We start from the raw sequence: 15210 nt of genomic DNA, 5'->3' as shown, positions 1-15210 counted from the left end.
TCTCAAACAGTTCTTCATGTCATCATTGAAAGATAAGATAGTTGTTATCACAGGCGGTAACAGCGGTATAGGCTACGCAACAGCAGCGTCGTTTTTAGCAAAAGGAGCAAAGGTATTGATAACAGGTCGTAACCCGGGCGCCATACAGGAAGCTGTATATGCGCTGGGACATCCTGCAGAAGGTTTTAAGGCGGATCAGTCAGATCTGAATGATGCAAAGCGGTTGGCGGAGTATGTACAGGGACGTTTTGGGAAAATTGATGCCTTATTTATAAATGCGGGTGTGGCGAAACTGGCACCTTTTGAAACAGTTACAACAGACTTGTACGATGAATTAATGAATGTGAATTTCAAAGGCGCCTTTTTCACCATACAGCAACTATTGCCGCTCATCAGCGATGGCGGCTCCATTACCCTGCTGTCGGCCCTGAATGCTTACGCAGGAACACCTAATGCAGCAGTGCTATCGGCCAGCAAAGCAGCACTGAATTCACTCGGCAGAACATTATCGAGGGAACTGGCCAGCCGGAGGATACGGGTCAATACCGTGAACCCCGGCATCATCACCACCCCATTGCTGGAAAAAGTAGGCATGCCCGACGTATTGAAAACACACCTGGGCAGTATTACACCACTGGGCAGGTTAGGGAAAGCGGAAGATATCGCTAAAATGGTGACCTTCCTGGCTTCAGATGAAGCATCGTTTATTACTGGTGCAGAATATAATGTAGACGGTGGACTTATGGTACATCCGTTGATCGGTTGATAAATGATCCTGGGCGTTGCGGTGTGCAGCATTGTGCAAATGCTGCACCGGCAGCAGGGACTTTAAAAGATTTTCTTTGTTGATTTACAGTTAACGGTTGTTTAGGATGTTTGTGAATCCCATTATTGGTTGCCCGCCGGATGCCGCTTGCTATACAGGTATCCGGCAGCAACTTCTAAAAAATATTTAAGTTGTAGGTATAACAGCGGCCGGAATATTCTTATTCCGGCTTTTCTATGCATTCATTTTGCGGATCAGCTTTCCCAACGTTTTTAATCCCTCATCCACCTGTTTGCTCCAGGCATTGCCGAAGCTGATACGCATGCAGTTGTTGTATTTATTCTGTAAGGAGAAAATTCTGCCCGGACAAAAGCTGATCTTATGTTTGAGCGCCTGGTGAAACAGATCAAAAGTATTGATCGACTCATCCAGCTCTACCCATAATACACAACCACCCTGTGGCCGTGAAATGCGCGTGCCTTCCGGAAAGTATTCGCTGATTGCCTGGGAGTACCGCAAACACTGGGTGTGCAACATCTTCCTTAAATTCCGTAAATGAAATTCATAACGGCCAATTTCCAGGAAATGACCTACTGCCGCCTGTGGCAGCGAAGCGCAGGCAATGGAGTGATTTTGTTTCATCATCAGCACTTTTTCCTTGTATTTTCCCGGCATGGTCCAGCCCACACGGTAGCCTGGCGCCAGTGATTTTGAGAAGGAATTACAAAGCAATACATGCCCATATTTATCGAACGTTTTACAGTTGGCCGGGCGTTGTTTGGAGAAATACAGATCCCCGTATATATCATCTTCTATCAGGGCAATATCATACTTCACTACCATATCCACCAGCGCCTTTTTGTTTTGATCCGGCATACAGGAACCCAAGGGGTTGTTGTAGTTGGTCACAAAAAGACAAGCCTTGATTTTATGCCGGGGAATGGCTTTGTCGAGGTACTCCAGGTCTACGCCGGAAACCGGGTGGGTAGGCACTTCCAGCACTTTTAATCCCAGGCTTTCGGCCAGCTGCATGGAGCCGTAATAGGCAGGACTTTCAATGGCGATAGTATCGCCGGGTTGTGTAACGGCGGACAAGCACAGCGTGAGCGCATCCATACAGCCGCTGCTGGTGACCACATCATCTGCTGTAAAGGCGCCGCCCCAGGCGAGCGACATACGGGCTATTTGTCCGCGTAGCAAGGGATTGCCCTGCAACTCTTCATACGCGATACCATTATTGGGCAGGTTGCGCAGCGCATGTACCACCGCCTTCGCCATTTTAGCCGCCGGCAGCAGGTCGGGAGGAGGCGTGGCTACAGAAAGGTTCAGCAAATTTGGGTTCCGGATCTGGCTGAATACTTCCATCACCATATCACTCACCGTGGCTTCACTGGCTTTTTTTACCGGCAAACAGGTGCCCGGCATAGCGGGCATGCGCCTGGACCGGAAGCGGATATAGTACCCGGATTTGGGCCTGGACTCAATCAGCCCCTTCGATTCCAGGTGGTAATATGCCTGGAATGCAGTGGTTAAACTGATGCCCTGTTGCTTGCTGAGCATGCGCACAGAAGGGAGCTTTTCCCCTATTTTCATCACTTCTTTTTCTATCAGCTGCTCAATATTATCAGCTACCTGCAGGTACAGGTGATCGGCGGTTTTTATCATGGTAATGCTAATCTGATCTGGTCAAAAATACAAAAATAGCATCTGTTTTATTTTTATTTTTTCGGGAGAAGTTATTACAGCTGTTTACCTATCAGGCGTCCAAGTGTCTGGATCGCCCATTCCTGGTCATCATTCCAGGGGTTGGCATTGGTGAGCCGGATACACTCGTGGTATCGCGGCTGACTGGAAAACAGGGAGCCGGGTGTAAAGGTGATGCCTTGTTCCACAGCTGCTTCATGCAGCTTCCAGGTATCCACCCGGGGCGGCAGTACCACCCACAAACTGATGCCCCCGTTAGGCCGGGTCAGTTGCGTATCTACCGGAAAATATTCCTGTATAGCCTTTGTCATCTGCATGGTTTGCATGTTGAGCGTTTGCCGCAATGATTTCAGGTGCAGGTCCAGTCGTTGCTGATCGAGGAATTTGGTGAGCACCAGCTGTGGTAACAGGCCGGTACTGGCGGAAGACATAAATTTCAGCTGCGCAATTTTTTCATGGTACCGGCCGCCGATCACCCATCCGATACGCAAACCCGCCGCAATGGATTTGGACCAGGAAGAGCAGTATAATACCAGTCCTTCTTCATCATAAGACTTAACGGTGCGGGGACGCTCCGGCGCAAAATGCAGATCTCCGTATACATCGTCTTCTATCAGCGGCACCTGGTATTGCTGAAGCAGCTTTGCCAGCTGTTCCTTGCTGTTGTCGGGCATACAGCTGCCCAGCGGGTTATTGTAGTTGGTAACGAACAGGCAGGCCTGCACCTTTTTTTGTTTAAACGCGGCTTCGAGTTTATCCAGACTTACCCCGGTAACCGGGTCAGTAGGTATTTCCAGTGCTTTCATGCCCAAACTTTCAATAGCCAGCAAGAGGCCAAAAAAGGTAGGGGATTCTATAGCAATAGTATCACCGGCTTTGGCCACCGCCCGCAAACATAGCGTGGTAGCCTCGATGGCGCCGTTGGTGACAATGATCTCATTGGGCGAAACAGCCCTGCCCCAGTTAAGACAATGACGCGCAATATGCCGCCGGAAGGGCTCATGACCCGTAATATCACCGTAAGGGATATACGAAGTGTCGAGCTCCCGCGCACAGAGCTGCAAAGCCTTTTTAAGCTTTACGGAAGGCAACAGGGAGGTATCGGGCGCAGCGCCAATCAGTGAAATGGTTTTCTGCGACTGGCTGGTTTTTCTGAACATAGCCAGCTTTTCGTTGATCTGTACTTTTCCCGGGGTAGGCAGCGGATCTGTTACGGGCGGCAGCTGTGGGCGCACGTTGTGAGAGTAGTGCACAAAGTAACCCGATTTTTCCCTGGCTTCTACCCAACCCTTTTTTTCCAGGTGCGTGTATACCTGTAAAGCTGTACTGATGCTGATGCCGTGATCCTGGTGCAGGGAGCGGACAGAAGGGAGTTTGTCGCCCACCGCATAAACGCCACCGGCGATCATCTGCTGGATCTTTTCGGCCAGCTGAAGATAAATAAACCCGTTATTTTTTTTCATCTCCCTAAAGGTAATCTGTTATGGTTGATAATTGATAATTCTGTATCTGTTTTGGCGGTTGTTTTTGCTGTTATTTTGTACCCACAAATCGATACCATGACGGTTGTTAAACAAGTAGCTTATACACTGGTACAACTTTGCCGGGAGTGGAAATTTCCGGAGGCGCAGGCCGCCCTTTTTCGTGACGATGTTGTAAACATTGAGCCCGACGGCCGCATCACTAGCGGGTTAGCGGCCATTATGAACAAAGAACGCATGTTCCTTGACAGTATACAAACGCGCCATCTGCTGGAAATATCCGATCCGATAGTAGCCGATGATTATTTCGCCGTTCAGCTGTTGATGGATGTTACCATCGCCAATACCGGCCGCCGCACAAGAAACGAACTATGTGTGTATCATGTAGAGAACGGTAAAATTATCCGTGAACAATTTTTCTATTAAGATTATTAACTAATAAAAACAGATATTATGATGGAAGCAAGAATGGACGTATACAAGCTGGTACCGGGCGCATTAAAGGCCCTGATGGGATTACAGGACTTTGTTAATGGACTGGGTATTGACAAAACCTTATCAGAGCTGGTTAAGATCCGCGCCTCCCAGATCAACGGCTGTGCGTTTTGTTTAAACATGCATACCAAGGATGCCCGTAAAATGGGCGAAACAGAACAGCGTATATACGGCCTCAACGCCTGGCATGAAGCGCCTTATTATACCGATAAGGAACGTGCCGCGCTGGCGCTCACAGAGGCAGTTACGCTGGTTAGCACCTCCCACGTGCCTGACGACGTATACAACGCCGCCCTCGCCGTATTTACGCCTGAAGAAGTAGCGCAGATCACCCTGGCTATTGGAATGATCAATACCTGGAACAGGATTGCGATCACATCCAGGACACAGCCGGTAGGTTGATTTTTTGCCAGGATTTTTTTGCCCAGGATTAGATTGATTTTTGATGATTTAAAGGATTTTTTTTTGATTAACAGATTTAAAAAGATTTTTGGAGATATTGGCGGATATATATCCTCTATATCTCCAAAAATCTTTTTAAAATCCCCCAAAAAAATCTTTTAAATCATCAAAAATCAATCTAATCCTGGGCAAAAAAATCCGCAAGAATCCGTAAGGCCATCAGCGCCGTATTGCGTAATTTTGCTGATGGCTTTGCAGAAAATAATAATTCCTGTTAATGATGCAGCGCACTTTTCATTTGAAGAGTGCCTGCGTTTTTTGGGACGGTCGGATAAAGAATGTTTGCATTACCTGCGTGAGGGCAGGGTGCAGCGCATGTTGCTGTCGGATGGAGAGCCTGTTGTGATAGAGATTGCCCCGGGTAAAAAAAGGGATTGCCTGGAAGTATCGGTACTGGCGCCCCTGGGCGTGGAAGTGGCAGCAGCACCCATCGTAAAATACATTACGCACTGGTGGCACCTGGATGCTGATCTGCAACCGTTTTACGATTATGCGGAAAAAGACCCGCTGTTAAAAGGCCTGCCCGGCCGGTATAACGGTCTGCGGTTGATAGGAATGCCTGATTTGTTTGAAGCCATCACCTGGCCTATTATAGGACAGCAAATTAACCTGTCTTTTGCTTATACCCTGCGTCAGCGGTTTATTACCCAATTTGGATATCATGCGGTGGTGAATGACACAGATTTCTATTTATACCCTCAACCTGCGGTGATAGCGGCATTAACGCCGGAGCAGCTTACTCCCATGCAGTTTTCCCGGAGCAAGGCACTATACCTTGTGGAAACCGCCAGGCAAATGGCGGATGGCCGCTTAAATGAAACGTCACTGGGGGAAATGGGTTATGAAGCGGCGCTGGCCAGCCTGGTGTCGATGAAAGGTATCGGCAACTGGTCAGCCAATTATGCGCTGATGAAATACCGTCGTTTTCCGCAATCTGTTTTACTGGAAGATGTTGGTTTGCAGAATGCTATAAAAAATAGACTAAATTTGGAAAGTAAACCTTCCATGTCGGCATTGCAGGCATATACAAAGTCGTGGAAGGAACATGCAGCGTACGCCACATTTTACCTGTGGAGGTCTTTATTACCCCAATAGATTAATCATGGAATCAGCAGTATATCATTTACGTATAGACACTCCCGTTGGACCGTTACTGATCAGCGGCACTGCCCAGTTTATTAATGCGGTTTCGTTTACAGAAGAACCGCCGGTTGATTTTCCGCAGGCGCCTTCTTTATTGCTCGATTGTGCGCAACAGCTGTACGAATACTTTGCAGGCGAGCGCAAAGTATTTGACCTGCCATTATACCAGGAAGGCACCGCGTTTCAGCAATCGGTGTGGCAACAGTTATTGGCCATTCCTTTCGGGCAAACTATTTCTTATCATACACTGGCCCACCGTATTCACAATCCCCGGAGCATCCGCGCTGTAGGCACCACCAACGGAAAAAACCGGCTTGCTATCATCGTTCCCTGTCACCGGGTAATAGGCAGCAACGGCACGCTCACCGGCTATGCCGGCGGGTTGTGGCGTAAGCGCTGGCTATTGGAACATGAACGAATGGACTTGTTTACCGGGCTGCTTTAGCAGAATTTGTCTTGCCCGGGATTAAACTGATTTTGATGATTAGCAGGATTTTTTTCCTGATTTCAAAAGATTATATTTCTTGATTTTAAAAGATTTTTGGGAATAAAAGACAATATGCGCTTACATCTCCCCAAAATCTTTTAAAATCAGAAAAGCCAATCCTGCTAATCATCAAAATCAGTTTAATCCTGGGCAAGACAAAACCCGCTGCATTTACTAAAAGCTAAAAGCTAACAGCTAATCGCTGTCTCATCTGATCTGCTCCAAATTTACAAAACTGCATCTGTTTTGGCATCTGTAATTGTCGCAATTTTGTTCCTGAATTACAACCCATCCATCTCATCAACATTGTGTAATCATGGATTTGAAATTGCAGGACGATTTAAAGCATACGGATCAGTTATTACAGTTGACCAAAGACTTCAGCAGTAAATTTTTATCAGCAATAGATAAGCTGGCAGCAGATAAACAGGTAGAGATCAATTGTCGTGTAGCCATGCCCGATAAGGGAATGGGCGGCGCCGCTGCCCTGGAAATGTTCCGGCAACAGTATGGTAACAGTCTCACTGCCGCTGCAGGTCCCCGCTATTGGGGCTTTGTTACTGGCGGTGTTACACCGGCGGCATTGATGGGCGACTGGCTTACCTCCGCCATGGACCTGAACTCATCCGATAAAAGTTCCGCTGCTTATTATGTAGAAACGGAAACCATTGCTTTATTAAAAGAATTGTTCGGATTACCTGCTGAGTTCCTGGGCTGTTTTGTTTCCGGCGCTACCATGTCTAATTTCACCGGTTTGGCCGTAGGCCGCCAGTGGGTAGGGCAACAGCAGGGAGTGGATATTGCGGCAGAGGGTATGGCGGCTTTGCCCGGTTTAAAGGTATTATCAGGTACCCCGCATTCCAGTATCAGCAAAGCCATGTCTATGCTTGGTTTGGGAAGGAATAGCCTGGTGAAGCTCCCTGTATTGGAGAACCGGGAATGTGTTGATATCAGCGCATTAAAACAATACCTGCAGCTTAACAAAGGTCCATTTATTTACGTGGCCAATGCAGGTACGGTGAATACGGTTGATTTTGATGATATCGCCGAGCTGGTAAAGCTGCGTGATGAATATGGCTTCTGGCTGCATGTGGACGCTGCTTTTGGTGGATTTGCCGCCTGCAGCGATCAGTGGAAGTTTTTGCTGAAAGGGTGGGAAAAGGCCGATAGTATTACCATCGATGCGCATAAATGGCTGAACGTACCCTATGATGCCGCGATGATATTTTGCCGGCATCCGCAGTTGCAGACAGCCGTATTTCAGAATGCCGGTGCAGCTTATCTCGGGGATCCTGCAGCGCGGTTCAATTTTATCAATAATATACCCGAAAACTCACGCCGGCAGCGTGCTTTGCCGGCATGGTTTTCCTTGCTGGCCTATGGAAAAGAAGGTTACCGCTGGCTGGTAGAAAATAATATTGCGTTGGCCAAACAGCTGGGGAATGTGCTGGAAGATGATCCGAATTTTATTTTACTGGCGCCGGTAAGACTTTGTGTGGTTTGCTTTACGCTGAATATAGCCGGTGAGGATGCTGATGCGGCAGTCAATGAATACCTGGAGGCGGTGAACGCCAGTGGCGTGGTATGTATGACGGCAACGGTATATGCCGGCAAACCGGCCATCCGCGCTGCATTGGTAAACTGGAGAACGAGCGAAAAAGATGTGACGATGGCATATGAAACGATGAAAGCGCTGGCGGAAAAAATAGTGAATAAATATACTTATGCGTAAATCAAATACAAATGCTTACATCGCGCTGGCTATTGTAAGTATTTTCTGGGGAACCACCTATCTGGCGTCCAGTGTGGGCGTACGGCATATGCATGGGGTGATGCTGGCGGGCATAAGACAGGCCGTAGCCGGTTTTTTAATTACCGGGTTCTTTTTATTGAGAGGATATAAGCTACCGGAGAAGATGGTGTTATCGAAGTTATTTGTGATAGGTACGCTGATGCTTTGTGGTGGTAACGGCCTGCTCACCTGGGCCATGAAATTTATTCCCAGCGGACTGGGGGCCATCATTGCGGCTACCATTCCTATCTGGATCACCATTGCCAGTTATTTCCTGGTACAGCGCACCCGGCTTAGCCTGCAGCTGATCATCGGCATGATCCTGGGCTTTGGTGGGGTAGCAGGTATCTTTTACAATTACCTGTCGAGTTTAATGAACCCGGATTTCCAGTTTGGGATTCTCATCGCTTTCGGATCCTGTATATTCTGGGCGCTGGGTTCGGTGCTTACCGCCAAGTGGGCGCTGGGTGTGAACTACCTGTATGGCGCCGGTTTCCAGATGTTTTTCAGCGGCATCATTATGTTAATTGTAGCGACCCTGTTTTTAGGGCAGCACGTGGAAGTCAGTACATTCACCACGGAGTTATGGGAAAGCCTGTTGTACCTGGTGTTGGTAGGATCGGTGTTTTCTTACTCTGCTTATGTATTTGCGTTGAATAACCTGCCGCCTGCGCAGGTATCCATCTATGCTTATATTAACCCGGTAGTAGCCGTATTGTTAGGTTGGTTGATATTACATGAGCAGCTTACCTGGCTTACAGGCGTTTGTTCACTGGTTACTATCGGCGGGGTTTACCTGGTCAATAACGCTATCAATAAAAATAAGAAAAGGCTTGCCACAAGCATAAAATAGTAATAGCTATATTTTTTAAGGTAGAAGTTAATAGTCAGATGTTCACCCCGGTTTTTACCGGACAGGACATCTTTTCTTTTGTTAGCGAAATGCGTTAAATTGAGCGGGCATTCATCTAAACGATTATCTTATGGAAGTTATTCAGGCAACGGAATTACACCTCAACGAAGTGGCGGTATTGTTTGATGCTTACCGCAGTTACTACGATCAGGCGCCGGATTTCAAAGGAGCGCTCGCCTTTATCACCGACAGGATTACAAAACAGGATAGTAAAATATTTGTGGCATTGGAGGGAGAAGAGATTGTAGGTTTCACACAGCTCTATCCCATATTTACCTCTGTGGGTATGAAAAGAGGCTGGTTGTTAAATGATCTTTATGTGTTGGACGAGCATCGCGGGAAAGGCGCCGGCAAAGCGCTGATAGCAGCTGCAACGGACCATGGTAAACAAACAGACGCCGCCTGGCTGATGTTGCAAACCTATATTGCCAATACAAACGCGCAGGCGCTGTACGAAAAAGTAGGGTTTAAAAAAGATACCAATTCTTACTATTACTATAAGCCGCTTTAGCAAGAAGAATTACGAATTATGATTTTGTGGGGAGATCTTCACGTTTACCGTCTTCGCATTAATTCGTAATTCGTAATTCATCATTCGTAATTCTCAATTCTTTCCTTAATGGACACAACAAAAAATCCCTGGACCATACACTCCAGGGAAATCCGCTACGACAATAACTGGATCAGCGTATGGCATCATGAAGGATTAAACCCGGTGGGTAGTGCCGGGATCTATGGTGTTGTACATTTTAAAAATCTGGCTATTGGCGTGGTGGCGCTGGACGATGATATGAATATATACCTGGTGGGGCAGTACCGTTTTCCGCTGCAGCGTTATAGCTGGGAAATCCCGGAAGGGGGTGGCCTATTGGGGCAGGATCCCCTGGATAGTGCAAAGCGGGAATTGCTCGAAGAAACCGGCCTGGTGGCATCACATTGGGAGGTGATCACGAAAATGGATCTGTCTAACTCCGTTTCCGACGAGGAAGGGGTGGTATTTCTGGCCCGGGGGCTGGAGCAGCGGGAAGCTGAGCCGGAGGATACCGAGCAGCTGGTGGTGAAAAAGGTCCCTTTTGAAACGGCTTACCAGATGGTGAAAGACTTTGAAATCACCGATTCGTTATCAGTGGCGGCCATACAAAAAGTGAAGCTCATGGGCTATGAAGGCTTATTAAACAAATAAACCCGTTACCTTTGCAGCACATGGAAAGGAAATACAACGCTTTCAAAGGGGAAAGAAGAGAGGGGCATAGTGGCCCTAAAAAATATGCAACGCAGCGGCCAAAGCAATCTACCATGATTATTGGCCGGCAGCCGATGCTGGAGGCCCTGAGCTCCGGCAAGTCCATCGAGCGCATATACATGCTGCGCACAGCTACCGGCGATATTATCCCGCAAATAAGGGAGCTGGCGCAAACCAATAATATCCCGGTCAACTATGTTCCGGTGGAAAAGCTGAACGGGCTTACCCAGGCTAATCACCAGGGCGTGGTGGGTATTGCAGGTAATGTGACCTACCTGGACCTGCAGGATGTCATATCTCATGTAACGGACCAGGGCGAAACGCCGTTGTTCCTGATCCTGGATGGTATTACAGATGTACGTAATATAGGGGCTATTGCCAGGAGTGCCGTTTGTTGCGGCGCCCAGGCCATCATTATCCCTGACAAGGGTATTGCCGCCTTAAATGAAGAAGCAGTGAAATCCTCTGCCGGCGCCCTGGAAAAAATTTCCGTCTGCCGTGTTAACAGTCTCAATAAAGCGATCGATACCCTTCACCTCAATGGTATTAAGGTGCTGGCCAGTGAAATGGAAACCGAGATTAAGTTATACGATTGTGACCTGAAGGAGCCGGTAGCCATTATTATGGGATCAGAGGATAAAGGCGTATTTCCCTCACTGATCAAAGCTTCGGACGTGTTGTTCCGCATACCCATGGCAGGTAACTTTGAATCATTCAACGTATCCGTTGCCGCCGGGATTATTCTTTATGAAGCACTGAAACAAAGAACGGTAAATATCTAACGACGCGAATTTTGTCTTGCCCAGGATTAAACTTATTTTATGATTTTCAGGATTTTTTTAATTTCATCAGATTACAAAAGATTAGGGAAGATGGCAGCGGATATATTTGCTGTTATCTTCCCTAATCTTTTTAAAATCAAAAAAAATTAGAAAAATCCTGAAAATCATAAAATAAGTTTAATCCTGGGCAAGACAAAATCCGCTCCCACAAATGGTTTGTTATGCTAAAATTAATTGAATGCCCGCGCGACGCAATGCAGGGATGGCACCGGATGATCAGTACGGATGAGAAAGTGCAATACCTGGATGCTTTGTTGAAAGTTGGTTTTGATACGATTGATTTTGGAAGTTTTGTATCGCCCAAAGCTATACCGCAGATGGCTGATACAAAAGAGGTGTTGTCCCGTTTGCAGTTGCCTGGCTCCAAAAGCAAACTGCTGGCCATTGTAGCAAATTTGCGTGGCGCGGAAGAAGCGGTCGTATTTGATGAAATCAACTACCTGGGATTCCCTTTCTCCATATCGGAAACATTTCAGTTAAGAAACACAAACAAAACCATTGCGGAATCCCTGGAGCAGGTGCATTCCATGCAGGAGCTCTGTATCAAGAACCGGAAGGAGCTGGTGATTTATATTTCGATGGGATTTGGTAATCCTTATGGAGATCCTTACAGCCCGGAGATTGTATTGGAGTGGGTGGCGGAAATGGTGAAGATGGAAGTCGGCATTATTTCCCTGGCAGATACGGTTGGCGTGGCCGACCCTGCTACCATTACCGGTTTGTTTAAACACCTCATTCCGGCCTATCCGGATGTGGAAATAGGCGCTCACTTTCATGCGGCTCCCTACAACTGGGAAGAGAAAGTGCAGGCCGCCTACGAACAGGGCTGCAAACGCTTCGATAGCTCCATTAAAGGCATCGGCGGTTGCCCTATGGCTAAAGATGAGCTGGTAGGTAACCTGGCTACTGAAAACCTGATTGCTTTTTGTCATCAGCGTAAAGAACCGCTTACACTGGATATGACCGCTTTGCGCGGGGCACAGCGGCTGGCAGATGCTGTTTTTAAAGATTAACTGTAATACATGCAATTTCATTTGAGTTTTCCGGTAACACCGCTCTCCACTGCCATTCAATACGGGCAGGAGCTGTTGCTGATGGGATCCTGTTTTGCGGAAGAAATAGGGGAAAAGCTGCATGAGCACCGGTTTAACACCCTGATTAATCCACATGGTATTTTATATAACCCCCTGAGCATTACCCGGGCGCTGACAAGCTACCTGGATGGCAGGGTATATACGCGGGAAGACTTGTTTCAACACAACGATTCCTGGAACAGCTGGGATCATCACAGCCGTTTTTCGGCGCTTACACCCGAAGCGGCGCTGGATAATATCAACGGCATGCAGGCTGCCGCCATAAAAGCAATTGACAATGCCGATTGGCTGATACTAACGCTGGGCTCTGCACATGCCTATTCGCTGAAGGAAAACAGCCGCCTGGTAGGCAACTGTCATAAAGTACCGGCAGGCAATTTTTATAAACGCCTGCTCACCGTAGATGAAATAGTTACGGCGCTGGACAATATGATGCATCGTTTGTTTTTCCGCAACAGGAAAATCAATATACTCTTTACGGTTAGTCCTGTACGTTATATCAGGGATGGCGTAGTGGAAAATAACCTGAGCAAAGCGGTGTTACTGCAGGCTGTACATCATCTTGTTAATAAATTTAACCGCCTCTTTTATTTCCCGGCCTATGAGCTGGTAATAGATGATTTGCGCGATTATCGTTTTTACAAAGAAGACCTGGTACACCCCAACGAGCTGGCAGTGAACTACGTATGGGAGCAGGTAGTAAAAAATTGTGTCGGAGAAAACAGCCAGGCGCTGTTACACCAGGTCGCTGAAATAAACCGGGCCGCCCGGCACCGGCCTTTCAATCCTGAAAGCCACCAGCACCGGCAATTCCTGCGCACCTATGCAGAAAAGGTGAAGTTGTTGATGGCGCAACATCCGGAACTGAAGCTGGATGATTTACGCGAGTTTTTTCTTGCCCAGGATTAACGGTGATTATGATGATTAAAATGATTTTTTTCTTTTGGTGATTTTTTAGAGATTTTTGATTTTAAAAGATTAGGGAAGATAACAGCATATATCCGCTGTCATCTTCCCTAATCTTTTAAAATCAAAAGAAAAAAATCATTTTAATCATCATAATCACCGTTAATCCTGGGCAAGAAAAACCAATCCTGGGCAAAAAAATCACAGCGGGATACCCCGCTTATCCTTTAGATAAATGATCCCCACAATAAAGCAGATCACGGCAACGCCTATAGGATAGATCAATCCGGCGAGGTGATTGCCGGTATTGGTTACCAGGATGGTGGAAATAGTTGGTAACAATCCGCCAAATACGCCGTTACCGATATGGTAGGGCAGCGACATGGAGGTGTACCTGATACGGGTAGGGAACAGTTCTACCAGGAAAGCCGCGATGGGCGCATATACCATGGTAACAAAAATAACCTGTATAAAGATGAGCAGTACCAGGTAGGTAATGTTAAGACGACTAACGCTCAGTTCTTTTTTATCGGCAGTTTCCTTCAGGATGCTGCCGTCGGTGTAGCTGTGTACCCGGGTGGTTTTGTTAACGAGTTCGCCTGCATCGTTTTTGGTGGAGCTGCTTTCTATTCTGAACAGCTCTGTTTGTTCCTGTTTCAGTTTTACATTCCCGATGTTATCCATCGCCTGGTAGATAGGGTAGTAGGCCAATGCGGCCAGCAGCATGCCTGTGAGCATGATTTTTTTACGGCCTATACGATCGGAGAGGGAACCGAAGTAAATAAAGAAAGGGGTACCTAACAGCAGTGCAATGGCAATGATGATATTGGATTGCACAAATTCTATGTTCATAGTTTTCTGCAGAAAGGAAAGTGCATAGAACTGGCCGGTATACCATACCACGCCTTGTCCCATGGCGGCGCCAAATAAGGCGATCATCACCAGTTTCAGGTTTTCTTTGTTGGCAAAACTTTCCTTAATGGGATTAGCGGAGGTTTTCCCTTCTTTCTTCATCTGTGCAAACAGGGGGGATTCCTGCAGCCGTATACGGATATAATACGACATGATCACCAGCAGCACGGACAGCAGGAAGGGAATACGCCAGCCATAGTTATTGAAATCTTCTGGCGACATGAGCATGCGGGTAAGCAGGATTACGCCGAGGGATACAAACAAACCCAGTGTAGCAGTGGTTTGTATGAAACTGGTGTAGTAGCCGCGGCGGTCATCGGGCGAATGCTCGGCCACATAGGTGGCAGCGCCGCCGTATTCGCCACCAAGCGCTAGTCCTTGTGCGAGTCGCAGGATCAGCACCAGTATGGGTGCCAGTATACCGATGGTGTGGTAGCTGGGAATGAGACCGATAGCGAAGGTCGATCCGCCCATGATAAGGAGGGTAAGGAGGAACGTGTACTTACGGCCTACCATATCTCCGAGGCGGCCAAAAACGATGGCGCCAAACGGGCGTACAATAAATCCCACTGCAAAGGTTGCCAGTGTGGCAATATAGGCCAGTTGCGGGTTGCTGGGAGGAAAGAACTTTTCCGCAATAATGGCGGATAAGCTGCCAAAGATGTAGAAGTCGTACCATTCAATGAGCGTGCCTGCTGACGAGGCCATGATTACCTGCCAGATGTTTTTAGAAGGGAGCGAGGATTTCATATGTAGCTTTTGGCTTTTAGCAGCCAGCTTTTAGACGATGTTTTGTTTTTTAAAGATTTTGGCAGATAGCGTGTAGTCGATAGCGTATAGTCTTACCAACGGAACGGGCTTTTTGCTGTCTGTTTTCAGCCTTCTGCTTTTTAAAGGGGAATAAGATAACAAATATTTACAATGAGAACAAATGTATGGGGAAAAATCATGGATGAGCTAAACCTTTAAT

Annotated in this window: 15 protein-coding genes; 12 read left to right on the top strand and 3 right to left on the bottom strand. The window is 47.3% G+C overall.

Annotated features, from left to right (window positions below):
• Window positions 1-16: 16 nt before the first annotated feature.
• Window positions 17-766 (top strand): SDR family oxidoreductase, encoded by a 750-nt coding sequence (locus KE626_RS07425; RefSeq protein ID WP_211972243.1) that lies wholly within the window; start codon window positions 17-19, stop codon window positions 764-766.
• 234 nt (window positions 767-1000) lie between these two features.
• Here KE626_RS07425 and KE626_RS07420 read toward each other — a convergent pair whose 3' ends face one another.
• On the bottom strand, window positions 1001-2431 hold the full coding sequence (locus KE626_RS07420) for an aminotransferase-like domain-containing protein (RefSeq protein ID WP_211972242.1): 1431 nt from the start codon (window positions 2429-2431) through the stop codon (window positions 1001-1003).
• Window positions 2432-2505: 74 nt separating this feature from the next.
• Window positions 2506-3933 carry an aminotransferase-like domain-containing protein gene (locus tag KE626_RS07415; RefSeq protein ID WP_211972241.1) on the bottom strand — a complete coding sequence of 476 codons (1428 nt, stop codon included), beginning with the start codon at window positions 3931-3933 and terminating at the stop codon, window positions 2506-2508.
• Window positions 3934-4029: 96 nt separating this feature from the next.
• On the opposite strand from KE626_RS07415, the gene KE626_RS07410 reads away from it, so the two are divergent.
• The 11 genes from KE626_RS07410 to KE626_RS07360 all read left to right on the top strand — a co-directional run bounded on the left by KE626_RS07410 (window position 4030) and on the right by KE626_RS07360 (window position 13331).
• Complete coding sequence (locus tag KE626_RS07410; RefSeq protein ID WP_211972240.1) at window positions 4030-4377, top strand: nuclear transport factor 2 family protein; 348 nt, start codon at window positions 4030-4032, stop codon at window positions 4375-4377.
• 27 nt (window positions 4378-4404) lie between these two features.
• Window positions 4405-4848 carry a carboxymuconolactone decarboxylase family protein gene (locus KE626_RS07405; protein ID WP_249207340.1) on the top strand — a complete coding sequence of 148 codons (444 nt, stop codon included), beginning with the start codon at window positions 4405-4407 and terminating at the stop codon, window positions 4846-4848.
• A gap of 252 nt (window positions 4849-5100) precedes the next feature.
• Window positions 5101-6003, top strand: coding sequence for a DNA-3-methyladenine glycosylase family protein (locus tag KE626_RS07400; protein WP_211972239.1), 903 nt, complete (start codon window positions 5101-5103; stop codon window positions 6001-6003).
• 7 nt (window positions 6004-6010) lie between these two features.
• Entirely contained in the window at window positions 6011-6496 is a 486-nt protein-coding gene (locus tag KE626_RS07395) for a methylated-DNA--[protein]-cysteine S-methyltransferase (RefSeq protein WP_211972238.1), read from the top strand.
• Window positions 6497-6854: 358 nt separating this feature from the next.
• Window positions 6855-8270, top strand: a complete 1416-nt coding sequence (locus KE626_RS07390; RefSeq protein ID WP_211972237.1) for a pyridoxal phosphate-dependent decarboxylase family protein — start codon at window positions 6855-6857, stop codon at window positions 8268-8270.
• Window positions 8263-9183, top strand: coding sequence for an EamA family transporter (locus KE626_RS07385; RefSeq protein WP_211972236.1), 921 nt, complete (start codon window positions 8263-8265; stop codon window positions 9181-9183). The genes KE626_RS07390 and KE626_RS07385 overlap by 8 nt, the downstream gene beginning before the upstream one ends.
• 130 nt (window positions 9184-9313) lie before the next feature.
• On the top strand, window positions 9314-9754 hold the full coding sequence (locus tag KE626_RS07380) for a GNAT family N-acetyltransferase (RefSeq protein WP_211972235.1): 441 nt from the start codon (window positions 9314-9316) through the stop codon (window positions 9752-9754).
• 108 nt (window positions 9755-9862) lie between these two features.
• The gene (locus tag KE626_RS07375) at window positions 9863-10426 is read left to right on the top strand and encodes an NUDIX domain-containing protein (RefSeq protein ID WP_211972234.1); all 564 of its coding nucleotides are present in this window, start codon (window positions 9863-9865) and stop codon (window positions 10424-10426) included.
• 20 nt (window positions 10427-10446) lie between these two features.
• Entirely contained in the window at window positions 10447-11268 is an 822-nt protein-coding gene (gene rlmB, locus KE626_RS07370) for a 23S rRNA (guanosine(2251)-2'-O)-methyltransferase RlmB (RefSeq protein WP_249207339.1), read from the top strand.
• Between the two features lie 221 nt (window positions 11269-11489).
• Window positions 11490-12341 carry a hydroxymethylglutaryl-CoA lyase gene (locus KE626_RS07365; protein WP_211972233.1) on the top strand — a complete coding sequence of 284 codons (852 nt, stop codon included), beginning with the start codon at window positions 11490-11492 and terminating at the stop codon, window positions 12339-12341.
• A 9-nt stretch (window positions 12342-12350) separates the two neighbouring features.
• Window positions 12351-13331 (top strand): GSCFA domain-containing protein, encoded by a 981-nt coding sequence (locus KE626_RS07360; RefSeq protein ID WP_211972232.1) that lies wholly within the window; start codon window positions 12351-12353, stop codon window positions 13329-13331.
• A 198-nt stretch (window positions 13332-13529) separates the two neighbouring features.
• On the opposite strand, the gene KE626_RS07355 is transcribed toward KE626_RS07360, so the two are convergent.
• Window positions 13530-14990 carry an MFS transporter gene (locus tag KE626_RS07355; RefSeq protein ID WP_211972231.1) on the bottom strand — a complete coding sequence of 487 codons (1461 nt, stop codon included), beginning with the start codon at window positions 14988-14990 and terminating at the stop codon, window positions 13530-13532.
• Window positions 14991-15210 lie beyond the last annotated feature (220 nt).

The sequence above is a fragment of the Chitinophaga hostae genome (assembly GCF_018224885.1).
Classification (GTDB): Bacteria; Bacteroidota; Bacteroidia; order Chitinophagales; family Chitinophagaceae; genus Chitinophaga; species Chitinophaga hostae.
This window is presented reverse-complemented; position numbering and strand designations above follow the sequence as displayed.

Coding starts and splice junctions, on each gene's coding strand:
- KE626_RS07425 (WP_211972243.1), top strand. CDS start 17: ATGTCATCATTGAAAGATAAGATAGTTGTTATCACAGGCGGTAACAGC.
- KE626_RS07420 (WP_211972242.1), bottom strand. CDS start 2,431: ATGATAAAAACCGCCGATCACCTGTACCTGCAGGTAGCTGATAATATT.
- KE626_RS07415 (WP_211972241.1), bottom strand. CDS start 3,933: ATGAAAAAAAATAACGGGTTTATTTATCTTCAGCTGGCCGAAAAGATC.
- KE626_RS07410 (WP_211972240.1), top strand. CDS start 4,030: ATGACGGTTGTTAAACAAGTAGCTTATACACTGGTACAACTTTGCCGG.
- KE626_RS07405 (WP_249207340.1), top strand. CDS start 4,405: ATGATGGAAGCAAGAATGGACGTATACAAGCTGGTACCGGGCGCATTA.
- KE626_RS07395 (WP_211972238.1), top strand. CDS start 6,011: ATGGAATCAGCAGTATATCATTTACGTATAGACACTCCCGTTGGACCG.
- KE626_RS07390 (WP_211972237.1), top strand. CDS start 6,855: ATGGATTTGAAATTGCAGGACGATTTAAAGCATACGGATCAGTTATTA.
- KE626_RS07385 (WP_211972236.1), top strand. CDS start 8,263: ATGCGTAAATCAAATACAAATGCTTACATCGCGCTGGCTATTGTAAGT.
- KE626_RS07380 (WP_211972235.1), top strand. CDS start 9,314: ATGGAAGTTATTCAGGCAACGGAATTACACCTCAACGAAGTGGCGGTA.
- KE626_RS07375 (WP_211972234.1), top strand. CDS start 9,863: ATGGACACAACAAAAAATCCCTGGACCATACACTCCAGGGAAATCCGC.
- rlmB (WP_249207339.1), top strand. CDS start 10,447: ATGGAAAGGAAATACAACGCTTTCAAAGGGGAAAGAAGAGAGGGGCAT.
- KE626_RS07365 (WP_211972233.1), top strand. CDS start 11,490: ATGCTAAAATTAATTGAATGCCCGCGCGACGCAATGCAGGGATGGCAC.
- KE626_RS07360 (WP_211972232.1), top strand. CDS start 12,351: ATGCAATTTCATTTGAGTTTTCCGGTAACACCGCTCTCCACTGCCATT.
- KE626_RS07355 (WP_211972231.1), bottom strand. CDS start 14,990: ATGAAATCCTCGCTCCCTTCTAAAAACATCTGGCAGGTAATCATGGCC.